Source organism: Halomonas sp. B23F22_20 (genome assembly GCF_043496985.1).
Lineage (GTDB): Bacteria > Pseudomonadota > Gammaproteobacteria > Pseudomonadales > Halomonadaceae > Halomonas.
This window is the reverse complement of the sequence record NZ_JBIEKH010000013.1, coordinates 105,169-130,504: the sequence shown is the minus strand read 5'-3', so window position 1 is coordinate 130,504 and position 25,336 is coordinate 105,169. Positions and strand designations below refer to the sequence as shown.

The following is a 25,336-nucleotide window of genomic DNA, read 5'->3' as shown; positions in this document are numbered from 1 at the left end:
TGGTGATCGGCGGTGATCACCGGGCTTGCATCGTGGACCACCGCCCCCTACATTTCGCCGGATTCCCTTTTCGAGGAGGCCTGCCATGGCCATCTGCCTGCTTCCCGAATGGCATCCCCAGGATGCCGTGCAACTGACCTGGCCAGGAGCGGACAGCGACTGGGCGCCGCTGCTGCCACGCATCGAAGCGACCCTGGAGAGTCTGGTCGCGGCCATCGCTCGCTACCAGACGGTACTGATCACCGTACCGGATGCGGCCACCCGGGACAGGCTCAGCGAGGCCTTCCAGCATCGTGGCATACCCGCTGAACGCCTGTACCTGGTCGTCGCCGAGGCCGACGACACCTGGGCACGCGACCATGGGCCGCTCGCCGTCGAGCGTGACGGGCGCCTCGAGCTGCTCGACTATGTCTTCACCGGTTGGGGCGGTAAGTTCCCGGCGGCCCTGGATGACAGCCTGACCCGCCGACTCGCCGCGGCCGGCGTATTCACCGCGCCGCTGATCTCTCATGACCTGGTGCTCGAGGGCGGAGCCCTGGAGAGCGACGGCCAGGGCACCCTGCTGACCACCGAGGCCTGCCTGCTCAACGAGAACCGCAACCCGTCGCTGACGCGGACCGCCATCGAGGCTCGCCTGGCCGAGGAGCTTGGCATCGAGCGGGTGCTGTGGCTCGCCCACGGCCATCTGGAGGGCGACGATACCGACAGCCACATAGACACCCTGGCACGCTTCTGCGATCCGGCCACCATCGCCTATGTACGCTGCGACGACGCGCGTGACCCCCACTACCCGGCACTTGCCGCCATGGAAACCGAGCTCCAGGCGCTGCGACGCGCCGACGGCGAGCCCTATCGACTGATTCCGCTGCCCTGGCCGCGCCCCTGCTTCGATCCCGAGGATGGTCACCGGCTGCCGGCCACCTACGCCAACTTCCTGATCATCAACGGTGCCGTGCTGGTCCCAACCTACGGCGATGCCGCCGATTTCCGCGCCCTCGAGGCTCTGGCCAAGGCCTTCCCCGAGCGTGACATCGTGCCCATCGACTGCAGCACCGTGATCCGCCAGCATGGCAGCCTGCACTGCCTGACCATGCAGCTGCCCCGCGGCACCCTGGCCGGGGTTCGCCATTGCGAAGGAGAAAGATCATGACCCGCACCCTCAAGGCTGGCCTGGTCCAGCAACCGGCCTGGCCCGACAAGGCCAGGAGCCTCGACGAGAGCGAGGCCGGCATCCGCGAACTGGCCGCGGCCGGCGCCCAACTGGTAATGCTGCAGGAGCTGCATGCCACCCACTACTTTTGCCAGTACGAAGACACCGAACTGTTCGATCTCGCCGAGCCGCTGGACGGCCCCAGCGGCCAACGGCTGGCCGCGCTCGCCGCGGAGCTCGACATCGTGCTGATGGGATCGCTGTTCGAGCGCCGCGCACCGGGCCTCTACCACAATACGGCCGTGGTCTACGACGGCGCCCGCGGCCGGGTGGGGCACTATCGCAAGATGCACATTCCCGACGATCCGGGCTTCTACGAGAAGTTCTACTTTACGCCGGGCGACCAGGACGAGGAGCGCGGCCAGGGCTTTCAGCCCATCGACACCTCGGTGGGCCGGCTCGGCGTGCTGGTGTGCTGGGATCAGTGGTACCCGGAAGCCGCACGGCTGATGGCCATGGCCGGCGCCGAACTGCTGCTCTACCCCACCGCCATCGGTTGGCATCCGCCGGATGACGACGACGAGAAGGCCCGCCAGAAGGACGCCTGGACGCTTATCCAGCGCAGCCATGCGGTGGCCAATGGGCTGCCGGTGATGGTCGCCAACCGGGTCGGCCATGAGGCAGACCATTCCGGTATCAGCCCGGGCATCGACTTCTGGGGCGGCAGCTTCATCTGCGGCCCCCAGGGCGAGCTGCTGGCCCACGCCGGTCAACAGGCCGAACGCCTGCTGGTGACCCTGGACATGGCGCGCTGCGAGGAGGTGCGACGCATCTGGCCATACCTGCGCGATCGACGCATCGATGCCTATGGGGATCTGACCCGCCGCTATCGGGACTAGCCGTGCTGCGCGCAAGCTCGAAGCTCGAAGCTCGAAGCTCGAAGCTCGAAGCTCGAAGCTCGAAGCTCGAAGCTCGAAATCAGGATAATCACCACATGAAAACTAAACCCCCACGGGCACGGCCCGCGGGGGTTTCTTCCAGCTTCCAGGCGCGAAGCGGCGCTCTTTCAGCTTAACGCTTTATTTCCAGAAATCGCGGATCGAGGCGATGCCCTGGGCCCCCACGGCACGGGCGTGGTTGGCGTCGTAGCGGGTCATGCCGCCCAGCGCGAAGACCGGCATGCCGGCGTGCTCGACCAATTGCTGGAAGTCGTGCCAACCGATGGGCGCCACTTCGGGATGCGAGGGCGTGGTACGCAGCGGCGACAGGGTGACAAAGTCGCAGCCGATACGGTGGGCCTGGGCCAGCTGCTCTCGGTCATGGGTAGACGCAGAAAGCCACTTGCCCTCGGACAAGGGGCGCCGCTCGAGGCTCATCAGCCGTTCGCTGGTCAGGTGGATACCATCGGCATCGACGCCCTCGAGCAGCTCGGGCTCGCCGTTGAGCACCAGGCGCGCACCGTGGCGGCGGCAAAGCGCCAGGGCCTGTTCGGCACGGCTCAGATAGTCGCCGCGGTCCAGGGTCTTGGCGCGCAGCTGCACCAGGCGCACCCCGTCTTCGATCAGTGCCCGCTCGAGCCGCGTGAGAAAAAGCGCCTCATCCTCTTCCTCGTCGGTGATCAGGTACTCGGTGGGCAGCATCACCGCGCGCAGGATCGGCACGTTGGCGGCGGGGAAGGGATAGCCGAACAGCTCCCCCATCGGCACCCAGCGCACCGCCTGCCCCTCTCGGCCGAAAGGCTCGCCGGCGAAGTCATGAACCTGCCACACATCGAGCAGGATATGCTTGTCGGGGTACTCGTGATGGATACGAATCAGCGGCTGGGCCCGACGAATCTCCACGCCCAGTTCCTCGTGCAGCTCGCGCTTGAGGGCCTCGAGCCCCGTCTCGTAGGGCGCCAGCTTACCGCCGGGAAATTCCCAGAGACCACCGTGATCGACGTTGGACGGGCGCCGGGCGAGCAGCACCTCACTACCGTCGGCGCTGATGATGGCGGCGGCCGCCACGTGCACCCTTCTCTTCACCATTGCGTTCATTCACCTTGATCCCACTTGTCCCCGCGAGCGCCGCCGCGGGGGATTGCTCTGTTGACTTGGACGGAGAACACCGCCGCCACACCGTCGGTCAGCTGCGATAATCGGCGTTGATGGCAACGTATTCCCGTGTCAGGTCCGTGGTCCAGACCGTGGCACTGCGCTCGCCGCGCCCCAGGTCGATGCGAATCGGGATCTCCTCCCGAGCCATCACCTCGCTGCCGGCCTCTTCAGTGTAACCGGCGGCCCGGCCGCCACCCTCCACCAGGCGCACCTCACCCAGGTCGATGACCACTCGGTCGACGTCGAAGTCGACGACCGGTGCACGACCCACCGCGGCGAGAATTCGTCCCCAATTGGCATCGCTGGCAGCCAGCGCCGTCTTGACCAGCGGCGAATGCGCCACGGTAAAGGCCACGTCCAGGGCCTCCTGGCGGGACACCGCCCCGTCGACCTGCAGACTGACGAACTTGGTAGCGCCTTCTCCGTCACGCACGATGGCCTGGGCCAGCTCGATCATCAGCCGCTGCAAGGCATCCCGGAACAGCGCGAGCCGGTGGTCGTCGTTGATGGCAGCACCCCGGCCGGTGGCGATCAGCATGCAGGCATCGTTGGTGGAGGTATCGCCATCCACCGTGATGCAATTGAAGGAGCGCTCCACGGTCTCGCGCAGCAGCTCGTCCAGCAGCGCCGGCGCCAGTGCTGCATCGGTGGCCACGAAAGCCAGCATGGTGGCCATGTTGGGCTTGATCATGCCCGACCCCTTGCTGATCCCGTTCAGGGTAATCGTTTCGTCGTCCAACTGGACCGTGACGCTGGCCCCCTTGGGGCGAGTATCGGTGGTCAGGATGCCCTCGCCTGCCGCGGCCCAGCCCTCCGGACCCTCGTCCAGCGAGCGCAACGCCTCCGGCAGGCCGCCCAACAAGCGCTCCATGGGCAGCGTTTCACCGATGACGCCAGTGGAAAAAGGCAGCACGCAAGAAGCCTTGACGCCAGCCAGCCGGCCAAGCTCGACACAGGTCGCACGAGCATCACGCAGCCCGACCTCTCCGGTGCCGGCGTTGGCGTTACCGGTGTTGATCACCAGATAGCGTGGCGCCTCTCCTTGAAGGGTACAGGCCGCGAGATGCTCGCGGGCCACGGTGACCGGGGCCGCACAGAAGGCATTGCGTGTGAAGCTGCCCGCCACGGTCGCCCCTTGAGGCACCTCGATCACCACCAGATCACGCTGTTCGGCGGCCTTGATGCCGGCCTTGGCCGTCCCCAGGCGCAGCCCCTCGATCACCGGCATGGCCGGAAAGCTTGCAGGCCCCACTGCCATCGCTTGTCTCCTGTATCAATTTGCTTCGAGCTACGGTGTGCCTTCGAAAGCAGCTTCGAGCTTCGGTGTGCCTTCGAAAGCAGCTTCGAGCTTCGACGAGCCTTGGAAAGCGGCTTCGAGCTTCGGTGAGCCTTCGAAAGCGGCTTCGAGCTTCGGTGAGCCTTCGAAAGCAGCTTCGAGCTTCGAGCTTCGAGCTTCGAGCTTCGAGCTTCGAGCTTCGAGCAGGATGATGCTCGGTGCCTCGCGCCCCGTAGCCCGTCGCCCGTCGCCCGTCGCCCAGCTCAGCTCAGCTCAGCTTGCCGCAGCACTGCTTGAACTTCTTGCCCGAGCCACAGGGGCAGGGGTCGTTGCGCCCCACCTTGGGACCTTCCCGACGCAGCGGCCGACCATCGCTTCCGGGCGCGGCGGACGCTTCGTCCTCCGACTCCGGGGCGGTCTCGGGCGCATCGTGCAGGCTGGCCGCTGCCGCCTTCTCACGCTCGAGTGACTCGCGACGCTGCTGTTCCAGAGCCTCGACCTCTTCGGGACGGCGCACCTTGACGTGGCTGAGGATACGCGTGACATCGGCCTTGATGTTGGTGAGCAGCATCTGGAACAGCTCGAACGACTCGCGCTTGTACTCCTGCTTGGGATTCTTCTGCGCATAACCGCGCAGATGAATGCCGCGTCGCAGGTGATCCATGGACTGCAGATGCTCCTTCCAGCGGGTGTCCAACACTTGGAGCATCACCTGCTTCTCGAAGCGACGCATCAGCTCGGTGCCGGCGATCTCGGCCTTCTCTTCGTAGGCCTGGCGGTGCATCTCCTGGAGTCGCTCGCGCAGCTGCTCCTCGTGGAAGCGCTGATCCTCCTCGGCCCACTGCTGCACCGGCACCTCGAGATTGAACTCGGACTTGAGGTGCGACTCGAGGCCTGCCAGATCCCACTGCTCCGGCAGGCTCTGGGGCGGCACGAACTCGCTGATCGCCTCGTCGAGCACCTCCGTGCGGATGCCAATGACGTTCTCGGAAACGTCATCGGCGGCGAGGATCTCGTTGCGCTGCTCGTAAATGACACGACGCTGGTCGTTGGCCACGTCGTCGTACTCGAGCAACTGCTTGCGAATGTCGAAGTTGCGGCCCTCGACCTTCTTCTGGGCTCGCTCCACGGCGTTGGAGACCATTTTGTGCTCGATTGCCTCGCCGCGCTCCAGGCCCAGCGCCTGCATCAGTTTCTGCACGCGCTCGGAGCCGAACAGCCGCATCAGGTTGTCTTCCAGTGACAGGAAGAAACGCGTCGAGCCGGGATCCCCCTGACGACCGGCGCGTCCGCGCAGCTGGTTATCGATGCGCCGCGACTCGTGGCGCTCGGACCCGACCACGTGCAGGCCGCCGGCCTCAAGCACGGCCTCATGACGCTCCTGCCACTCGGCCTTGAGGCGCTCGATCTGTTCTTCGCTCGGCGACTCGAGCTGGGCCGCCTCGGCTTCCCAGTTACCACCCAGCACGATGTCGGTACCACGACCGGCCATGTTGGTGGCGATGGTGATGGCGCCGGGACGACCGGCCTGAGCGATGATCTGTGCCTCGCTCTGGTGCTGTTTGGCGTTGAGCACGTTGAAGGCCAGCCCGGCCCGCTTCATCAGCTCGGCCAGGTACTCGGAGGTCTCGATGGAGGCGGTACCCACCAGCACCGGACGACCGGCCTCTGTCTGCGCCTTGACGTCCTCGATGATGGCCTCGTACTTTTCCTCGGCGGTGAGGTAGACAAGGTCGTTCTGATCGCGGCGAACCAGCGGCCTGTTGGTGGGAATGACCACCACGTCCAGGCCGTAGATCTGCCGAAACTCGAAGGCCTCGGTATCGGCGGTGCCGGTCATCCCCGACAGCTTGTCATACAGGCGGAAGTAGTTCTGGAAGGTGGTGGAGGCCAGCGTCTGGCTCTCGCGCTGGACCGTCACGCCCTCCTTGGCTTCCACCGCCTGGTGCAGCCCCTCCGACCAGCGACGGCCGGGCATGGTCCGACCGGTGTGCTCGTCGACGATCACCACCTGACCGTCGCTGACGATGTAATCGACGTCGCGGTGGTAGAGGTGCCGGGCCCGCAGGGCCGAATGCATGTGCTGAAGCAGGTTGAGGTTCTGGGCGGCGTACAGAGAGTCCTCCTCCCCCAGCAGCCCCTGGCCGCGCATCAGCTCCTCGACCCGGTGGTGACCGCCCTCGGTCAGTTCCACCTGCTTCTGCTTCTCGTCCAGGGTGAAGTCACCGCTCTCCGGGTCTTCCTCGTCGGTGCAGGCCGTCAGATGGTGCGCCAGGCGATCGACGACCTTGTAAAGCTCGGTGTTCTCGTCCACCGCTCCGGAGATGATCAGCGGCGTTCGCGCCTCGTCGATCAGGATGGAGTCGACCTCGTCGACGATGGCATAGCTCAGCCCTCGCTGGACCTTGTCCTCCAGCGAGAACGCCATGTTGTCGCGCAGGTAGTCGAAACCGAACTCGTTGTTGGTGCCGTAGGTGATGTCGCAGGCATAGGCCGCACGCTTCTCCTCGGGGGTCTGGCCGGCGTAGATGGTACCCACGGAAAGACCGAGGAACTCGTAGAGGGGACGCATCCAATCGGCGTCGCGGCGGGCCAGGTAATCGTTCACGGTGACCACGTGCACCCCGTCGCCCGGCAGGGCGTTGAGGTAGACGGCCAGGGTCGCCACCAAGGTCTTGCCCTCGCCGGTCTTCATCTCGGCGATGCGGCCCCCGTTCAGGGTGATGCCGCCGATCATCTGGACATCGAAGTGGCGCATGCCCATGACGCGCTTGCTGGCCTCGCGCACCGTGGCGAAGGCCTCCGGCAGCAGGGCGTCGAGCGCCTCGCCGCCGGCCAGGCGCTCACGAAAGTCGTCGGTGCGGGCCTGGAGCGCCGCATCGTCGATCGTCTCCAGGTCCTTCTCGAGGGCGTTGATACGGGCCACGGTGCGGCCCATGCGTTTCACTTCACGGTCGTTCTTGGAACCGACGACCTTGCGTAACAGGTTGTTGATCATGAAGGGTCCAGTCGCTGCGGGTGCCTCAGGCCGGGAGTCGCTCCCGGCCGCTCGTCATGGGAAGGAGACGAGCCATCGGCGGGCCGCGACGGTTCAGCACATCATGGCCCGCCACGGCAGGCAGTACCCGACTCACGATGGTGCGTCCAGTGAGGGCATCCTGCGATGACGACGGGCGGCGGCTGGCCGGCCAGCGGCGGCGAGCGCGCCGCCGAGCCTGTAGCCGGGAACTGGCGCGGATCAGTGCCGGTGCCAGGATACAGATCTGGATGATACGCTCGATGGGCCTCGCCGCTTCGAGCGGGGCCAGTCCCGCCGGCAGCAGGCAGCCCACCAGCAAGCCGGCCAGCCACCAGCGAGGCGCTCGGCGCTCGGACAGCCGACGCGACGTCGCCGTCTCGGCCGAGGAGAAATCTCCGGCGAGGGCTGACGGACGTGTCTCCGCGGTCGGGCTGCTGGCCATGCTGTCGAGGGACTCCCATGCCTGTGCTAGGCTCATGCGTTCGAGGGCCGTCGAAGCAACACTCGACGGCCACTCCCCAGGGTCACACCCCGAGAATCAAGCTGATGAGTATAAAGGTTAAGCGGTTCCGAGCACAGCCCATGTCCCGGCTGTTGGACGGCCGAGGGGAACTCGGCGATCTGATGCGCCGGGCCCGGCTGATCGACCGTGCCCAGTGCCACCTGCGCGACCATCTGCCTGCCGAACTCGGCGATCACATGTTCGTAGGCGGCTTTCACCAGGGACGCCTGACGGTGATCACCGACCGCGCCGTCTGGCTGACCCGCCTACGCTACGAGCAGGCCCGCCTGCTGGCGCTGCTCCATGAACTTCCCGGGTTTTCCGCGGTGACAGGCTTCGACTTCAAGGTCCGCCCGGTACGCCCTCCCAAGGCACCAGTGCGCCAGACTCGCCGGCTGCCTGCCAGCGCCGCCGACGAACTCACCAGCTGCGCCGAAGACGTGACCGATCCGCGACTCAAGAGCGCCCTGGAGCGCCTCGCCTCCCACGCCGAGCGCGAGCCGTAAGCTGGAAGCTGGAAGCTGGAAGCTGGAAGCTGGAAGCTGGAAGCTGGAACGCAGCATGGCCTCGGCCTGATACGAAACAACCCCGCTGGGCCTGCCAGCGGGGTTGTTTGTCTTCAAGCTTCCAGCCGCGAAGCGGCGCTCTTCCAGCTTGCGGCTCCCGGCGAAGCCCGGCTAGGCCATGGCCGGCGCCGCGTAGGAAATCGGTGCCTTGGCAGCCTCTTCCTCAAAGGTCACGATCTCCCAGGCATCCTGGTTTTCCATCAGCGCCCTACACAGCTGGTTGTTCAGCGCATGCCCAGACTTCACGCCCCGGAACTCCCCAATCAGGCTATGCCCCAGCTGGTAAAGATCTCCGATGGCATCCAGCACCTTGTGCTTGACGAACTCGTCGTCATAGCGCAGACCGCCCTCGTTCACGATCCGGTAGTCGTCGACCACGATGGCGTTGTCGAGACTGCCGCCCAGCGCCAGGTTGTTGGAGCGCAGGTGCTCGAGATCGCGCATGAAGCCGAAGGTACGGGCGCGAGATACTTCCTTGACGAAGGAGGTCGTGGAGAAATCGACCACGGCGTTCTGCTTCTGGTCTTCGAACACCGGATGGTCGAAATCGATGGCGAAGGACACCTTGAAGCCTTGGTGCGGCAGGAAAACGGCTTCCTTGTCACCGTCGCGCACTACCACCTCGCGCTTGATGCGGATGAACTTCTTGGCGGCATTCTGCTCGGCGATTCCGGCGGACTGAATCAGGAACACGAACGGCCCGGCACTGCCATCCATGATCGGCACCTCCGGCGCACTGACATCCACGTAGGCATTGTCGATACCCAGGCCAGCGAGGGCCGACATCAGGTGTTCCACGGTTGCCACCTTGACACCATCCTTGGACAGGGCAGTGCACAGGGTGGTGTCGGTGACGCTTTCGGCCCGCGCCGGGATCTGCACCTCTGGATCCAGGTCCGTGCGCACGAAAACGATGCCAGTGTCGACCGGCGCCGGCCGCAGGGTCAAATAGACCTTCTTGCCAGAGTGCAGGCCGACGCCGGTGGCGCGAATGACGTTCTTGAGTGTGCGTTGTCTGATCATGGGCAGTCGCCAGGCAGTCGGTGATTATCAAACACCGTTCACTATAACACCGAACGCACGTTTCAACAAAAATAACTTCCGCTAACAGGGCCTATGTGAACGATAGCGACTCTCAATCAGCCTGCCGACGCAGGAAAGCCGGAATGTCCAGATAGTCATCAAGATCCTGGGACTTGCGCGGCTCCTGCTGGGGCCGTGACGACTCCTGGGACTCAGGCTTGGACGCCGTCGCCGCACCACGGCTGGCCACGGCCTGCTGAGCTCGCCCGGCAGCGGCGGACTGACGCTGGCGATAGTCGCCGGAAGCGGCCTTCTCGCGCCGGGAACTCTCGCGCTGGGCTGAGGCCTGCGGGCGCTGACCATCGAGACCGGCGGCCACCACGGTGACCCGAAGCTCGTCGGTCATTTCCATGTCGATGGACGTACCGACCACGATAGTGGCGTCCTGGGAGGCGAACTCCTGAACGGTGGCACCCACGTCATTGAATTCACCGATCGACAGGTCCGGCCCAGCGGTGATGTTGACCAGGATGCCGCGAGCACCGTGCAGGTCGATATCCTCGAGCAGCGGACTGCGAATCGCCTTCTCGGCGGCCTCGCGGGCCCGGTTCTCGCCGGTGGCGCCGCCGGTACCCATCATCGCCATGCCCATCTCGGACATCACGGTGCGCACGTCGGCGAAGTCGACGTTGATGATGCCGGGGCTGGTGATCAGCTCGGCAATGCCCTGGACGGCACCCAGCAGCACATCATTGGCGGCGCTGAAGGCGGTCAGCAGGCTGGCGCTCTTGCCAAGCACCGAGAGCAGCTTCTCGTTGGGGATGGTAATCAACGAGTCGACATGCTCGGATAGTTCCTTCATGCCCTCTTCGGCAGCCCGCATGCGCTTGGGCCCCTCGAAGGGGAAGGGACGCGTGACCACGGCCACGGTCAGGATACCAAGCTCCTTGGCCACCTGGGCGACTACCGGCGCGCCGCCGGTGCCGGTCCCACCGCCCATGCCGGCAGTGATGAAGACCATGTCGGCGCCATTGAGGAGCTCGGCGATACGCTCACGATCCTCCATGGCGGCCTGACGCCCTACATCGGGATTGGCGCCGGCCCCGAGGCCCTTGGTGATCTCACTGCCGAGCTGGAGGACGGTCTTTGCCGCCACCCGTTTCAGCGCCTGAGCATCGGTGTTTGCGCAGATGAACTCGACGCCCTCGATGCTGCTCTCGACCATGTGATTGACGGCATTGCCGCCGCCGCCGCCGACACCGATGACCTTGATGACCGCACTACTTGAGGGTGCGCTGTCTACCAGTTCGAACATTAGCCCCGTCTCCTGGACCGCGTACGCGGCCCTGTCAGAAATTTCCTTTGAACCAGCCCTTGAGCTTTACCAGCGCCGGAATCCTTTCCCCTGCTTCGCGCCGGGAGACGTCACCACGCCTCGGTTGCGCCGATATGCTGCTGCCCGACGACTCTTGTTGGCCGTGCCCCTGACGGGCCTCGTTTAGAGCGTAATGTAGCAAACCGACCCCCGTCGAATAAATCGGATTGCGTACCACATCGGCGAGACCGCGCACGTTCTGGGGGCAAGCGATCCGCACCGGCATGTGAAAAATCTCTTCCGCCAGCTCGACCACCCCTTCCATTCGCGAGGTGCCACCGGTCAACACCACGCCGGCGGCGACCAGATCTTCGAACCCGCTGCGACGCAGCTCATCGCGCACCAGAGTGAAGAGCTCTTCGTAGCGCGGCTCCACCACCTCGGCCAGCGACTGGCGCGACAGGTCGCGGGCCGGTCGATCGCCGACGCTCGGCACCTTGATCATCTCGTCGCTGGCGGCGAGCTGCGTCAAGGCACAGGCGTACTTGACCTTGATTTCTTCGGCGTGCTGGGTCGGCGTGCGCAGCGCCATCGCGATATCGTTGGTCACCTGGTCACCGGCGATGGGGATCACCGCGGTGTGGCGAATGGCACCCTCGGTGAACACCGCGATATCGGTGGTCCCGCCCCCGATGTCGACCATGCAGACACCCAGCTCGCGCTCGTCCTCGGTCAGCACCGCGTGACTTGAGGCCAGCTGCTCGAGAATGATGGCATCCACGTCGAGCCCGCAGCGGCGCACGCACTTCTCGATATTCTGAACGGCATTGAGCGCCGCGGTGACCAGGTGCACACGGGCCTCCAGGCGCACCCCGGACATGCCCAGCGGCTCACGGATGCCCCCCTGGGTGTCGATGGCAAACTCCTGGGGCAGCACGTGCAGCACGCGCTGTCCCTCGGAAATCGCGCGGGCCCTGGCAGAATCGATCACCCGATCGATATCGCTGGGGGCAACTTCGCGTTCCTTGATCGCCACCACGCCGTCGGAGTTCATCGAACTGATATGACTACCGGCGATGCCCACATAGACGGAGTGGATGTCACAGCCGGCCATCAGCTCGGCTTCTTCCACGGCCCGCTGAATGGACTGCACTGTGGACTCGATGTTGATGACGACGCCCTTCTTCATCCCACGCGAGGGATGCGAGCCGATACCGGCGATCTCGATGCCGCCATCGTCGGTGGGTTGGCCCACGATCGCCACGACCTTGGATGTTCCGATATCCAGCCCGACTACCATATTGGACGCATTGGATGGACCTGACATGAGCCGGGAAATCTCCTCGAGCCTGACCCGCTAGGGGGATGACGTGTTTACAACAAAAAAACCTGGGCCAATTATAGGAACAACTTCCCGTCCTTCACCAGCCCATGGCGAAAAACATCCGTCACGATACGGCGATTTTCACCCAAAAGAAATACCTGACAACCGGCATGAATGGGTCGTGCGCCGTGAGATGAGCCATCAGCTTCCCGTCGACGCGCTGGCCACCACCGGTTCGGTTTCTCCGTGCCAGGCAACGGCCACGCCATTGGGATAGCGTAGATCGATGTAGCGAATATGCGACGCCAAATCAGCGAACTCGCGGTCCCATGCCGCCAGGAAACGCGCCAGTCGGGCATCGCGGTTATTGCGCCCCAGCATGACCCATATACCCCCTTTGACCTGTAGCCGCCAGGCACCGCGATCCTCGAGACGCAACTGACGAAGCGTCAGGCCGTGCTCGGCCAGTCGCTCGTCCAGGTCATCGTGATAGGCCAGCACTTCCGGGCCGCTGCCAGCCGGACCGGCCAGATGCACCAGCCCTGCGGGCGCCGGCAAGGGATCAAAGGCGAAAGGCTCCCCCTCCGGGTTGAGCAGACGGCCATCGTTCCAGTGCGCCACCGGGACCTGCTCGACGAGTTCGAACACCAGCGCATTGGGCCATTCTCGGCGAATCCGTACCTCGCTGAGCCAGCCGATGGCACGAGCCTGGTCGCGCAGCGTGCCGAGATCGGCCGACAGCCAGGTTTGGCCTTGAACCAGTGGCGCCAATTGGCGACGCAGGTAGTCTGCGCTGACCCGCTCCAGATCGCCACGGATGGATACCCGCTCGATGGGGCGATCGAGCCACAGCCACAGGGCACGGCCGCCGGCGCCGAGCACCAACGCCAGCAACAGAACACCGATCAGGCTTCCGCGACGGGCCATAGCGTCACGCCCGCCCGGCACTGTCGAGGATGCGCAGCACCAGGGCCTCGAAGTCCAGGCCGGCATGAGTGGCGGCCTGGGGCACCAGGCTATGGTCGGTCATGCCGGGCACGGTATTGACCTCCAGCAGCCAGAATCGTCCCTGGGCATCGCGCATCACGTCGACCCGCCCCCAGCCTTCGCCACCCACGGCAGTGAAGGCTTGACGGCACAGCTCGGCCAGTCTCCGCTCCTCGTCCGCCTCCAGCCCACAGGGCAGGTGGTAACGGGTCTCGTCGGAGAGGTACTTGGCCTCGTAGTCATAGAAACCGCTCGGCACCTCGACGCGGATGGCCGGCAACGCACTGTCGCCGAGAAGCGACACCGTATACTCCTCGCCACGCACGAAACGCTCGGCCATGACCCGGGCATCGAAGCGAGCGGCATCGCGATAGGCCGCCTCCAGCGCCTCGGGCGTCTCGACGATCGTGATGCCCAGCGTCGAGCCCTCGTGCACCGGCTTGACGATGAGCGGCAGGCCAAGCCGCTCGGCCACCGCCGGCCAATCGGCATCCGGGCCAAGCATCACGCTCTCGGGGGTCGGCAGCCCCAGGGCCTGCCAGACGAGCTTGGTGCGCTGCTTGTCCATACCGAGCGCCGAGGCCAGCACTCCGCTACCGGTATAGGGAATGCCCAGCAGTTCCAGGGCCCCCTGCAGCGTCCCGTCCTCGCCGCCACGGCCGTGCAGCGCGATGAAGACGCAATCAGGGGCCAGCGCTTCGAGGCCTGCGAGCCCGCCCTGCTCGGCGGGATCGAAGCCGATAGCGTCGATACCGCCGCGGCGCAGCGCGGCCAGCACCGCCGCCCCGCTCTTCAACGATACCTCACGCTCGGCGGAATCACCGCCGTACACCACTACCACCCGGCGCTGGCCGGTCGTCTGCATCGTCATAGTGATACCTCGCCGAACGCCAGTCGGGCATCGGCCAGACGCTGGGCGATGCCGCCCACGTCGCCAGCGCCCTGAGTAATGAGGATATCGCCGGGACGCAGCACCTTGGCCAGCAGTCCCGGCAATTCGTCCTTGTCCTGAACGAAGATCGGATCGACCTCGCCGCGCTGGCGAATCGAGCCGGCCAGGCTGCGGCCGTCGGCGCCCGGCAGCGGCGGCTCGCCGGCCGCATAGACATCGAGCAGCAAAAGGGTATCGACCCCCGCCAGCACGCGGACGAAATCTTCATAGAGATCCCGGGTCCGCGAATAGCGATGCGGCTGATAGACCATCACCAGGCGCCGCTCGGGCCAGCCGTCACGCACCGCCCTGATGACCATTTCCACTTCCCGGGGATGATGGCCATAGTCATCGACCAACATCACTTCGCCGTCGCCGGCCGGCGTCGCGAAGTTTCCATGCACCTGGAAGCGGCGACCGACCCCGGCAAAGCCCGCCAGGCCACGCAGGATGGCCGCATCGTCGACCCCGGCATCGCTGGCCACGGCGATCGCGGCCAGGGCGTTGAGGGCGTTGTGACGTCCTGGCATGGCCAGGCGCACCGGCAGCGAGGCCAGACCGTCGGGACGACGTGCATTGAAGCGAACTTCCCCGCCCGCTTGCTCGAAGTCTTCGATCCGATAGTCGGCATCGGCACTGAAGCCGTAGGTCACGAACTGGCGATTGACTCGCTCGATCAGCCCGCGCACGTTGGCGTCGTCGATGCACAGCACCGCCAGCCCATAGAACGGCAGGTTGTGCAGGAACTCGACGAAGGTGCCCTTGAGGCGTTCGAAGTCGCCGCCGTAGGTGGCCATGTGGTCGGCATCGATGTTGGTGACGATGGCCACCATCGGCTGCAGATGCAGGAAAGAGGCATCCGACTCGTCGGCCTCGGCCACCAGGTAGTCGCCCTCTCCCAACCGCGCATTGGTCCCGGCGCTGGTCAGCTTGCCGCCGATCACGAAGGTCGGGTCCAGCCCGCCCTCGCCCAGCAGCGTGGCCGTGAGGCTGGTGGTGGTGGTCTTGCCATGGGTGCCGGCCACGGCGATGCCGTGGCGGAAGCGCATCAGCTCGGCGAGCATCTCTGCACGGCGAACCACCGGGACGCGATGCTCCTGGGCCCAGCGAATCTCCGGATTGGTCGGATCCACCGCGGTAGAGACCACCACCACGTCGGCGTCGTGGGCGTTGTCCTCGGCATGGCCGATGGCCACCCGGATGCCGCAACCCTGCAGCCGACTGACCACCGGCGAGGCCTTGAGGTCGCTGCCGCTGACCGCGTAGCCCTGGTTGGCCAGCACTTCAGCGATACCGCACATGCCGGCACCGCCGATGCCGACGAAGTGAATGCGCCGGATGCGGCGCATGCCCAACCCGCGCCCGGGACGCGGTGGCGTGGCTTGGCCGGGAACCGGCCCTAGGGTCTCATCACTCAAAAGCTGTCTCCATGCAACCTGCCACCAGCCGTTCGACGGCATCGAGATGGGCACAGCGTCGCGCCTGCGCCGCCATGGTGGCGAGAGTATCGGGATCGAGCAGCGACGTCAGGCGATCCGCCAGCGTCGCCGCCGTCATCTCAGCCTGCGGCATCAGGGCGGCGGCCCCTTCCGCCACCAGCGCCGCGGCATTGGCCGTCTGGTGATCGTCCACGGCATGAGGGAAGGGCACGAACAGCGCCGGCTTGGCCGCCGCCGCCAACTCCGCCACGGTGAGAGCGCCGGCGCGGCACACGACCAGATCGGCCCAGTCGTAGGCCGCCGCCATGTCGTCGATGAAGGGCGTGACCTCGGCCTCGACGCCATGGCACTCATAGGTTTCACGGGTCACGGCATCCTTGTCGCGACCGGCCTGGTGGCGCACCACGGGGCGATCAGACTCAGGCAATCGGGCCAGCGCCTCGGGCACGCCTCGGTTCAGCGCCAGCGCCCCTAGCGAGCCGCCGACCACCAGCAGGCGCAGCGGACGCTGCGCCATGCTGTCAGCCGTGCGAGGCGTCTCACCCAGCACAGCGATCTCGTCACGCACCGGATTGCCGACCACCTCGGCGCGCCCTGGAAACGCCTGCGGAAAGGCCGCATAGACACGTCGGGCCAGCCTCGCGAGCACGCGATTGGTCAGTCCCGCCACGGCGTTCTGCTCGTGGATCACCAGCGGCCGGCGGGCCAGCCAGGCGGCGAGTCCCCCGGGACCGCTGGCAAAGCCACCGAGTCCCACCACCAACTGGGGATCGAAGTCGCGGATCACTCGGCCCGCTTCGCGCACCGCGCGCAGCAGGCGCCATGGGGCCATCAGCCAGCCGGCCAGGCCGTTGCCGCGCAGCCCGCTCACGGCGATGCGGTGCAGCGGCAGGTCGGCCTCAGGCACCAGGCGATTCTCGATGCCTCGCGGACTGCCCAGCCATTCGACATCGACTCCCTGGGCCACCAGCGCTCGGGCCAGCGACAGGGCCGGGATGACGTGGCCGCCGGTGCCACCCGCCATGATCAAGGCGCGTCGCCCTTTGCGTCGACTCATGCTTGCGTTCCTTTGCGGTTATCGGGGACCCCGCTGCGGACGGCGGTCGACCGGGTACGACGCCGCGCCTGGCGGGTCTCGATATCGGCTCGCAGCACCAGCGCCATCATGATGCAGCTCACCACCAGGCTCGAGCCCCCATAGCTGAGCAGCGGCAGGGTCAGCCCCTTGGTGGGCAGCATCCCACTGCTCACGGCGATGTTGATGAACGCCTGGGCGCCGATCACCAGGGCGACGCCATAGCTGGCATAGGCGGCGAAGGTCAATCCGGCCAGCTCGGCGCGTCGTCCCACCGCCATGGCTCGCCATACCAGCAGCGCGAACAGGCCGATGACGGTGATCGCCCCCACCATCCCCAACTCCTCGGCGAGTACGGCGAACACGAAGTCGGTATGCGCTTCGGGCAGGTAGAACAGCTTCTGCACGCTATTGCCAAGCCCGGTACCAAGCCACTGACCTCGCCCGAAGGCGATCAGCGCCTGGGTCAGCTGATAGCCGCTGGCGAACTGATCGGCCCAGGGGTCGACGAAGCTGGTCAGGCGCGCCATGCGATAGGGCTCGGCGATCGCCACCAGGGCCCCGAGGGCAGCCACCAGCGCCATCAGCAGCAGAAAGCGCCCCCAAGGGGCACCGGCCATCAGCAGCATGCCCATCACGCAGCCGGTCATCACCACCACGGCACCATAGTCCGGCTCCAGGATCAGCAAGCCGCCGAGCAGCGCCATCACCATCAGCGGGCGCAGGAAGGCCCCCCACTCGCGGCGTACCTGGGGCAGGAAGCGCTCCAGATATCCGGCCAGATAGGTGATCAGGCACAGCTTGGCGACCTCAGAGGCCTGGAGGTTGAAGGGTACACCGGGCAACGATAGCCAGCGCTTGCTGCCGTTGACCTCGCGACCGATCACCAGCACCAGCACCAGCAACACGATGCCCACCAGCAGCAGCAAGGGACCATTAGCCTTCCACCAGCCCAACGGTACGCGCAGCGCCAAGGCGCCCACCGCCAGCGACACCAGCAGGAAGGCGCCGTGACGCAGGCTGAAATACCAGGCGTTTCCGGTCAGGCTCGAGGCCACCTCGGTGGAGGCCGAAGTCACCATCACCCAGCCGATCAGCATCAGCGACAGGGCGGCGATCAGCAGCCAGCCATCGACCGGCTGGTCCGCAGTGGACAGCCGAGCGCGAAGTCGGGTCAGTCGGCTCATGGTGCGTCCCCTCCGTCCAGGCGGCGGACGATGGCGCGAAAGGCCTCGCCACGAGCCTGATAGTCAGTGAACTGGTCGAGGCTGGCACAGGCCGGCGACAGCAGCACGCAGTCGCCGGGCGCGGCGATCTCGACGGCCCGGGCCATGGCGGCCGTCAGGTCGTCGACACGGGTCAGCGCCACGGCGCCCTCGAGCGCCGCCGCCAGCCGCCCGGCATCGCGCCCGAACAGGATCGCCTCGCGGCCATGACGGGCCAGCGGCGCGGCCAGCGGGACAAAGTCGGCCCCCTTGCCCTCCCCGCCGGCGAGCAGGATCAAGCGGCCGGAAAGAGTCGGCCCCAGGCCGGCGATAGCGGCCAGGGTGGCGCCCACGTTGGTGCCCTTGGAATCGTTGATCCAGCGCACACCGTCGATGTCGGCCACCAGCTCGCCGCGATGCGGCAGGCCGGCGAAACGTTCCAGCACGCGACGCATGGAGGAAAGCTCAAGTCCGAGGCGATGTCCCATGGCCAGAGCCGCCAGGGCGTTGGCCTGGTTATGGCGCCCCGGCAAGCGCACCGCGGCGGCAGGCATCAGCGCCGTCTCTCCGTGCATCAGCCAGTCGCAGGAACCCTTGCCATCATCATGGACCGCGATGCCCCACTCCGCCGCCTCACGCTCGCTGCCGGGCGCGGGAGTCGCGGTGGTGAAACGCTCGAGCGCCGGCAGAGACACGTCCGGCCAGGTCGCAGGGTCCTCGGCGTTGACCACCGCATGGCGCGCGCCACGGAAGATGGCCTGCTTGGCGGCGCGGTAGCCGGCGAGATCGCCGTGGCGGTCCAGGTGATCCTCTGACAGGTTCAGGAAGGCGACGCTCTCAGCACCGAGACACGGCGTGGTCTCGAGCTGGAAGCTCGACAGCTCGAGCACGAACAGCTCGGCGTCGGATCGCTCGGCGAGCAGATCGAGCGCCGGTGTGCCGAGATTGCCGCCGACCGCCACGCGGCGACCGGCTTCGGCGGCCATCTCGCCGAGCAGGGTCGTCACCGTCGACTTGGCATTGGCCCCGGTGATGGCGGCGATGGGCGCACGGGCCGCGCGCACGAATAATGCGATTTCGCCAATCAGCAGCGGCTCGCCCGTGGCGGAGACTCGCCCGGCCATCGCCGCGAGGCCGGGGCTGCGCGGATCCACACCGGGACTGACCACCACCTCGCGGGCCGAGCTCATATCCACCTCGGCCAGCGGCCCGCAGTGGACCGCGACGCCAGGATGAGCGTGACGGAAGTCGTCCAGCCCCGGCGGCGCGGCGCGCGTGTCGGCAACCATGAACGGCTGCCCCAGCCGCTCCAGGTGACGACAGATGGCGCGCCCGGAAACCCCGAGCCCGACCACTAGCGTAACGCCATTGGGCACCTTGACCATCGACAGTTCCTCAGCGGATCTTCAGGGTGGCCAGCCCAAGCAGCACCAGCACCACGGTGATGATCCAGAAACGCACGATGACACGCGGCTCCGGCCAGCCCTTGAGCTCGTAGTGGTGATGCAGCGGCGCCATGCGAAAGATACGCCGGCCGGTGAGCTTGTAAGAGCCCACCTGCAGGATCACCGAGACGGTCTCCATGACGAAGATGCCGCCCATGATGAACAGCACGATCTCCTGACGCACGATTACCGCGACCACGCCCAGCGCGGCCCCCAGGGCCAGCGCGCCCACGTCGCCCATGAAGACCTGGGCCGGGTAGGTGTTGAACCACAGGAAACCGAGCCCCGCCCCAGCGATGGTGGCACAAAACACCGCCAGCTCACCGGCACCGGGAATCATCGGGATCTGCAGATATTCGGCGAACACCACGTTGCCGCTGGCATAGGCGAACACCGCCAGCCCCATGGCCACCAGTACGGTAGGCATGATCGCCAGACCGTCCAGACCATCGGTGAGATTCACGGCATTGGAGCTGCCGACGATCACCAGGTAGGTGAGCACGACGTAGAACACCCCGAGCGGCAGCACGAACTCCTTGAACAGCGGCAGAATCAGGCTGGTTTCCACCGGGGAAGCGGCGGTGATGTAAAGAACGACCGCGGCGCCAAGGCCGATCACCGACTGCCAGAAATACTTCCAGCGCGCCGGCAGGCCACGGGGATTCTTCTCCACCACCTTGCGGTAGTCGTCGACCCAGCCGATCGCGCCGAAGCCCAGAGTCACGGCCAGCACCACCCAGACGTAGTGGTTGCGAAGGTCTCCCCACAGCAGAGTGCTGACGGCGATCGCCATCAGGATCATGGCACCGCCCATGGTGGGTGTGCCGGCCTTGGAGAGATGCGACTGGGGGCCGTCATCGCGCACGGCCTGGCCGATCTGGCGCTCCACCAGGCGGCGAATCACCACCGGGCCGAGCCACAGGCACAGCACCAGAGCGGTCAGGGTCCCCAGGATCATGCGCAGGGTCAGGTAGTTGAAGACGTTGAAGGCGCTCTGGAATTGCGCCAGTAGTTCAGCCAGAAAGAGCAGCATGTAATGCCTTACCTTGATGCATCCGGACACAGCGCCGCTACCACGGCTTCCATGCCGGCACTGCGCGATCCCTTGACCAGCACGCTGGCCCCTGGCGGCAGATGATGGAGGACGTGGCGCGTCAGCGCCTCCCGATCGTCGAAATGGCAACCCGCCTCGCCGAAGGCCCGGCTGGCCGGTCGCGCCGCCTCGCCGAGGGTGCCGAAAAAGTCGATGCCGAGCGTGTGTGCGTAGCGACCTACCTCGGCGTGCAACCGTTCCGAGGCCTCCCCCAGTTCGCCCATGGCGCCCAGCAGGCACCAGCGCGGCCCCGGCAGGCCGGCCAGCAGATCGAGGGCGGCCTTCACCGCACCGGGGTTGGCGTTGTAGCTATCGTCAAGCAGCTGCGACGACTTGAGCCCGGCCCTCACGTTGAGACGTCCCGGCATGGGAGCTACCGCCTCGAGGCCGGCCAGCACGTCGTCCGGGGCCAGCCCCATGGCCAGCGACGCGCCGGCCGCCGCCAGGGCGTTGGCCACGTTGTGACGGCCAAGCAGAGCCAGCTGGACACGCCCCAGTTCGCGATCGTCACAAAACAGCGTGAAAGCATAGCGTCCAAGCGCATCGCAAACCAGTGTCTCGGCGCGCAGACGCGCCGGCCCCTCGATGGCGAAATCCAGCACTTCCCGAGGGGCCGCGAGGCTCGCCCAACTGGCGAAATAGCGATCGTCGCGGTTGAGCACCGCCACCCCGTCGCCAGGCAGCGACATCAGGATCTCGGCCTTGGCCTGGGCAATGCGACCGAGGCCACCGAATTCTCCCACGTGGGCACCGGTGACGTTGGTGATCACCGCCACCTTCGGCTCGGCCAGGCTCGACGTCCAGGCGATCTCGCCCAGATGATTGGCGCCTAGCTCGACCACCGCCTGGCGATGCTCGGAAGAGAGCTCCAGCAGCGTCAGCGGCGCCCCGACGTCGTTATTGAGGTTGCCGCGTGTGGCCAAGGTCGCGCCGCGGCGGGCGAGCAGCGTGCCCAGCATCTGCTTGACCGTGGTCTTGCCGCTGTTGCCGGTCACCGCCACCAACGGGCCGCCCCAGGCGCGACGCCGGGCGCGTCCCAACAGGCCTAGCGCCAGCCGGGTGTCGGCCACCTCCAACTGCGGCAGCGGGTCGTCGATGCGATGCTCGACCACCGCGGCCACCGCACCGGCCTCACGGGCCTGGGCAATGAAGTCGTGGCCATCAAAGCGCTCGCCGACCAGCGCCACGAACAGCGCCCCCGCCCCCAAGCGACGGGTGTCGGTGACGATCTCACCCACCGGCACATCCGCTTCGGGGGCAGCGAGCCCCAACGAGCGGGCGATATCGGAAAGCGTGTCGAGCCCTACGCCGCTCATGCCTCGCCCTCCCGGCGAGCGGCCAGCGCCGCCTCGGCCTCGGTCAGGTCAGAGAAGGCGTGGCGCACGCCGGCGATCTCCTGATAGGACTCGTGGCCCTTGCCGGCGATCAGGATCACATCCTCGGCGGCCGCCTCAACGATGGCGTCGCGGATCGCCCGGTCGCGGCCGTCGACCGAGCGGGCCGCCTGGCGGCCAGCCTCCGTGAGGCCATCGAGCATCGTCTCGCGGATCGCCGCCGGCGATTCGGAGCGGGGATTGTCGTCGGTGATCACCAGCCGATCGGCATGGCGTTCGGCGGCGGCGGCCATCAGCGGACGCTTGCCGGCATCCCGGTCTCCTCCGCAGCCGAACAGGCACCACAGCCGGCCGCGGCCGGGCAGGTGGGCGCGCAGCGCCTCGAGGGCGTTCTCCAGGGCATCCGGCGTGTGGGCGTAGTCGATCACCACTGTGGGCATGCCCTCGCCGACCAGCGCCTGCATGCGACCGGGTACCGGCGCCAGGCCGGCGGCGGCCTCGAACAGCGCCTCGAGATCCTCGCCCAGCCCATGCAGGGTAGCGATGGCGAGCAGCACATTGGTCAGGTTGAAGCGCCCCATCAGCGGCAGAGTCAGCACCCGCTCGCCATCGGGCGTGGCAATCAGCGCCCGCTGGCCCTCGCCGTGGGGTACCCAGTCCACCACCCGCAGCGTCACGGCCTCATCCTCGCCCACGGCCAACACCCGCACACCGTCGGCCAGGCCGGCCAGCATCAGCCGCGCCAGCGGATCGTCGGCGTTGACTACCGCCAGTTCGAGCTCGCTGCGCCGGAACAGCCGCGCCTTGGCCGCGGCATAAGCGGCCATGCTGCCATGGTAATCCAGATGGTCGCGACTCAGGTTGGTGAAAACGCCCGCCGCGAGCCGACAAGCGTCGAGCCGCCCTTGCTCCAGGGCATGGGAGGAGACCTCCATGGCCACCCGCTCAAGCCCGGCGGCAGCCAGCTCACCGAGCATGGCCTGCAGCGCCAGCGGACCCGGGGTGGTCAACCGCCCTTCGACGAGCGCACCGGGGCGACCGTGGCCCAGAGTGCCGACCATGCCGGCCGGTCGTCCCAGGCGCTCGCTCAGCGCGGCGATGTAGTGGGTGACCGAGCTCTTGCCGTTGGTCCCGGTAACCCCGATCAGCTCCAGTGCCTCGGGCACCGCGAACAGGTCGCGACCGAGCTCGCCGAGCCGCTGACGCAGGTGCGGCAGCGCAACCACTCGGGCATCGTCGACCGGCGGGACCGAGTCGTCATCATGGGCCAGCACCAGGGCGGCGCCGGCCTCGAGGGCCGCGGCGACGAAATCGCGACCGTCCCCCGCCACGCCCGGCACGGCAAGGAAGACATCGCCGCCGACGACGTCTCGGCTGTCCAGGCATAACCGCAACCGCTCGGGCAGACCAAATGACAGCAGGGTCTCACGCTGTCGCGGCCAGAGCGCGGCCAGCGCGGCGATCAGGCGGGCAGCGGTCACGTCCATGGCGTACTCTCCTCAGGGTGCAGGGGCGGTTCAACCCTCATCGGCGGTCTCCACCTGGTCCGGCGGCACGTCCAACAGACGCAGGGCGTTGCCGGCAACCCGCGAGAACACCGGCGCCGCCACGGCGCCACCGTAATAGGAGCCGCCACGGGGATGGTCGATCATTACCACGGTGATCAGGCGCGGGTCGGATACCGGCGTAATGCCCACGAACAGCGAGCGGTAGGCGTTTTCCTCGTAGCCAGCGCCGCCGGTCTTGCGCACCGTGCCGGTCTTGCCGGCCACGCTGTAGCCCGGCACCAGGCCACGCCGGGCGCCTGTCCCCGGCGCCACCACCTGGTCCATCATGCCCAACACACGATCGGCGACCGCCGGCTCGACCACCGGCTGCCCGGCCGGTGGCTCGTTGAGCCGCAGCAACGACGGCGGCAGTCGCTCGCCATGGTTGGCGATGGCGGTGTAGGCGCTGGCCAACTGCAACGCGGACACTGACAGGCCATAGCCGTAGGACAGCGCCGCCCACTGGCTGCTGGACCAGACCCGAGGCGACGGCACGCTGCCGCTGGCCTCGCCGGGGAACCCGGTACCCAGCGCCTGATCGAGCCCCAGCGCACGGTAGCGCTGGGGTACCACGGGCTCATCCAGCTGCAGGGTCAGCTTGGACATGCCGATGTTGGAGGACTTCTCGAGGATGCCGGACAGGCTGAGCTCGCGGTAGTTGGCGACGTCCTTGATGGTATAGCCGTCGATCACCATCCAGCCCGGCGAGGTATCGATCACGGTATCGGGCGGGAAACGGCCGGTCTCAAGCAGCGCCGTCATGGCCAGCGGCTTGATCACCGAACCGGGCTCGTATGCGTCGACGATGGCACGATTGCGCAGTCCGTCGGGGTCGAGCCCAGCGCGGTTGTTGGGATTGTAGGAAGGCTGATTGGCCATGGCCAGCACCTCGCCGCTGCGGGCGTCGAGCATCACCAGCATGCCGCCATCGGCGTCATTCTCGTCCACCGCCGCCTTGAGCTCGCGATAAGCCATGTACTGCAGGCGCTGGTCGATGGACAGCGTCAGATCGCCTCCGGGCTCGGCCTCGCGCAGCACCTCCAGATCACGCACCAGCCGGCCACGACGATCCTTGAGCACTCGGCGACGCCCCGGCTCACCGGAGAGATAGGGGTTATAGGCTAGTTCAAGCCCTTCCTGCCCCTGATCGTCGATGTTGGTCACACCGATCAACTGGGCGATCACCTCACCGGCCGGATAGTAGCGCTTGTACTCGGCGCGCTTGTGCACCCCGGGGACACGCAGATCGAGCACGCGTTGGGCGGCCTCGGGGGTCATGCGGCGGCGCAGATACATGAACTCGCGATCGGCATAGCGCTCGATGCGTGCATTCAGAGCGTCCAGATCCTGCCCCAGCGCCTGGGCCAGCCGCAGCCGCTGAATGCCGTCGTCGGGCAGATCCTGTGGGTTGGCCCACAGCGTCACTACCGGGGTGGAAATCGCCAGCGGCTCTCCATGGCGATCGGTGATCATGCCGCGGTGGGCGGGGATGGCATCGACGCGCAGGGTGCGGGCATCGCCCTGCCCTTGAAGAAAGGAGCGGTCAAAGACGTGCAGGTCGACGATGCGTCCGGCGAGCAGCGCCAGGCCGAGCAGCACCAGCCCCAGCATCACCCGATAGCGGGCTTGGCCCATCGGCGCCGAGGTCCGGCGACGCGCGCTCTCTCGACGTGGAGTCGCGCTCATTGGCGAATGACCTCCACTTCGCCGATGTCCGGCAGGCGCATCTCGAGACGTTCGCTGGCCAGGCGCTCGATACGCGACGGCGAAGACCAGGCACTCTCCTCCAGCAGCAATTGACCCCACTCGGTCTGCAGCTGCTGCTGCTCACGTTCGAGCTGTTGCAAGCGAGCGTACTGCTCGCGGGTATGGTGACTGGTGGCAATCACCACCAGGGCCGCGCCAAGGCAGGCAAGCAGCAGTAATCCGTTGACGACCAGCGCCAATGTCAGACGCAGGCGCAGCGGCCAGGCGAAAGCGGAGGTGGCATCACGTCCCTGAGCCATGTA

Annotated in this window: 21 protein-coding genes; 3 read left to right on the top strand and 18 right to left on the bottom strand. The window is 66.7% G+C overall.

Going from position 1 to position 25,336, the window contains the following annotated elements; genetic code table 11:
* Positions 1-85: 85 nt before the first annotated feature.
* Positions 86-1,150: an agmatine deiminase family protein gene (locus ACGTN6_RS12625; RefSeq protein ID WP_394592019.1), complete on the top strand. Its 1,065-nt coding sequence runs from the start codon at positions 86-88 to the stop codon at positions 1,148-1,150.
* The gene (locus ACGTN6_RS12620) at positions 1,147-2,049 is read left to right on the top strand and encodes a carbon-nitrogen hydrolase (protein WP_394592017.1); all 903 of its coding nucleotides are present in this window, start codon (positions 1,147-1,149) and stop codon (positions 2,047-2,049) included. The genes ACGTN6_RS12625 and ACGTN6_RS12620 overlap by 4 nt, the downstream gene beginning before the upstream one ends.
* Before the next feature lie 180 nt (positions 2,050-2,229).
* Here the strand turns inward: ACGTN6_RS12620 and ACGTN6_RS12615 are convergent, their stop codons facing one another.
* The 4 genes from ACGTN6_RS12615 to ACGTN6_RS12600 all read right to left on the bottom strand — a co-directional run bounded on the left by ACGTN6_RS12615 (position 2,230) and on the right by ACGTN6_RS12600 (position 7,983).
* Positions 2,230-3,177, bottom strand: a complete 948-nt coding sequence (locus ACGTN6_RS12615; RefSeq protein ID WP_394592049.1) for a Nudix family hydrolase — start codon at positions 3,175-3,177, stop codon at positions 2,230-2,232.
* 97 nt (positions 3,178-3,274) lie between these two features.
* Entirely contained in the window at positions 3,275-4,504 is a 1,230-nt protein-coding gene (argJ, locus tag ACGTN6_RS12610; protein ID WP_394592016.1) for a bifunctional glutamate N-acetyltransferase/amino-acid acetyltransferase ArgJ, read from the bottom strand.
* A gap of 286 nt (positions 4,505-4,790) precedes the next feature.
* Positions 4,791-7,520, bottom strand: a complete 2,730-nt coding sequence (gene secA, locus ACGTN6_RS12605; RefSeq protein WP_394592014.1) for a preprotein translocase subunit SecA — start codon at positions 7,518-7,520, stop codon at positions 4,791-4,793.
* 25 nt (positions 7,521-7,545) lie between these two features.
* Positions 7,546-7,983, bottom strand: a complete 438-nt coding sequence (locus tag ACGTN6_RS12600) for a hypothetical protein (RefSeq protein WP_394592013.1) — start codon at positions 7,981-7,983, stop codon at positions 7,546-7,548.
* Between the two features lie 140 nt (positions 7,984-8,123).
* Between ACGTN6_RS12600 and ACGTN6_RS12595 the strand changes: the two genes are divergently transcribed.
* Positions 8,124-8,549: a DUF721 domain-containing protein gene (locus tag ACGTN6_RS12595; RefSeq protein ID WP_394592011.1), complete on the top strand. Its 426-nt coding sequence runs from the start codon at positions 8,124-8,126 to the stop codon at positions 8,547-8,549.
* Between the two features lie 171 nt (positions 8,550-8,720).
* Here ACGTN6_RS12595 and lpxC read toward each other — a convergent pair whose 3' ends face one another.
* The 14 genes from lpxC to ftsL form a co-directional block, all read right to left on the bottom strand.
* The gene (gene lpxC / locus ACGTN6_RS12590; RefSeq protein WP_394592009.1) at positions 8,721-9,632 is read right to left on the bottom strand and encodes a UDP-3-O-acyl-N-acetylglucosamine deacetylase; all 912 of its coding nucleotides are present in this window, start codon (positions 9,630-9,632) and stop codon (positions 8,721-8,723) included.
* A 112-nt stretch (positions 9,633-9,744) separates the two neighbouring features.
* The gene (ftsZ, locus tag ACGTN6_RS12585; protein ID WP_394592008.1) at positions 9,745-10,947 is read right to left on the bottom strand and encodes a cell division protein FtsZ; all 1,203 of its coding nucleotides are present in this window, start codon (positions 10,945-10,947) and stop codon (positions 9,745-9,747) included.
* A gap of 34 nt (positions 10,948-10,981) precedes the next feature.
* The gene (gene ftsA / locus ACGTN6_RS12580; protein WP_394592006.1) at positions 10,982-12,274 is read right to left on the bottom strand and encodes a cell division protein FtsA; all 1,293 of its coding nucleotides are present in this window, start codon (positions 12,272-12,274) and stop codon (positions 10,982-10,984) included.
* Positions 12,275-12,472: 198 nt separating this feature from the next.
* Positions 12,473-13,198 carry a cell division protein FtsQ/DivIB gene (locus ACGTN6_RS12575; protein WP_394592004.1) on the bottom strand — a complete coding sequence of 242 codons (726 nt, stop codon included), beginning with the start codon at positions 13,196-13,198 and terminating at the stop codon, positions 12,473-12,475.
* A 4-nt stretch (positions 13,199-13,202) separates the two neighbouring features.
* On the bottom strand, positions 13,203-14,129 hold the full coding sequence (locus ACGTN6_RS12570; protein WP_394592003.1) for a D-alanine--D-alanine ligase: 927 nt from the start codon (positions 14,127-14,129) through the stop codon (positions 13,203-13,205).
* Positions 14,126-15,538, bottom strand: coding sequence for a UDP-N-acetylmuramate--L-alanine ligase (gene murC / locus ACGTN6_RS12565; RefSeq protein WP_394592047.1), 1,413 nt, complete (start codon positions 15,536-15,538; stop codon positions 14,126-14,128). Before murC ends, ACGTN6_RS12570 begins: the two co-directional genes overlap by 4 nt.
* 61 nt (positions 15,539-15,599) lie before the next feature.
* Positions 15,600-16,685, bottom strand: coding sequence for an undecaprenyldiphospho-muramoylpentapeptide beta-N-acetylglucosaminyltransferase (murG, locus tag ACGTN6_RS12560; RefSeq protein WP_394592001.1), 1,086 nt, complete (start codon positions 16,683-16,685; stop codon positions 15,600-15,602).
* On the bottom strand, positions 16,682-17,890 hold the full coding sequence (gene ftsW, locus ACGTN6_RS12555) for a putative lipid II flippase FtsW (RefSeq protein WP_394592000.1): 1,209 nt from the start codon (positions 17,888-17,890) through the stop codon (positions 16,682-16,684). The genes murG and ftsW overlap by 4 nt, the downstream gene beginning before the upstream one ends.
* The gene (gene murD, locus ACGTN6_RS12550; RefSeq protein WP_394591999.1) at positions 17,887-19,293 is read right to left on the bottom strand and encodes a UDP-N-acetylmuramoyl-L-alanine--D-glutamate ligase; all 1,407 of its coding nucleotides are present in this window, start codon (positions 19,291-19,293) and stop codon (positions 17,887-17,889) included. Before murD ends, ftsW begins: the two co-directional genes overlap by 4 nt.
* Positions 19,294-19,303: 10 nt before the next feature.
* Complete coding sequence (gene mraY / locus ACGTN6_RS12545; protein WP_394591998.1) at positions 19,304-20,386, bottom strand: phospho-N-acetylmuramoyl-pentapeptide-transferase; 1,083 nt, start codon at positions 20,384-20,386, stop codon at positions 19,304-19,306.
* 8 nt (positions 20,387-20,394) lie between these two features.
* Entirely contained in the window at positions 20,395-21,762 is a 1,368-nt protein-coding gene (locus ACGTN6_RS12540) for a UDP-N-acetylmuramoyl-tripeptide--D-alanyl-D-alanine ligase (RefSeq protein WP_394591996.1), read from the bottom strand.
* Positions 21,759-23,267: a UDP-N-acetylmuramoyl-L-alanyl-D-glutamate--2,6-diaminopimelate ligase gene (locus tag ACGTN6_RS12535; RefSeq protein WP_394591994.1), complete on the bottom strand. Its 1,509-nt coding sequence runs from the start codon at positions 23,265-23,267 to the stop codon at positions 21,759-21,761. The genes ACGTN6_RS12540 and ACGTN6_RS12535 overlap by 4 nt, the downstream gene beginning before the upstream one ends.
* Positions 23,268-23,297: 30 nt before the next feature.
* A complete protein-coding gene (locus ACGTN6_RS12530) occupies positions 23,298-25,013 on the bottom strand; it encodes a peptidoglycan D,D-transpeptidase FtsI family protein (RefSeq protein ID WP_394591993.1) in 1,716 nt (571 codons plus the stop codon).
* Complete coding sequence (gene ftsL, locus ACGTN6_RS12525; RefSeq protein WP_394591992.1) at positions 25,010-25,333, bottom strand: cell division protein FtsL; 324 nt, start codon at positions 25,331-25,333, stop codon at positions 25,010-25,012. The genes ACGTN6_RS12530 and ftsL overlap by 4 nt, the downstream gene beginning before the upstream one ends.
* Between the last annotated feature and the right edge of the window lie 3 nt (positions 25,334-25,336).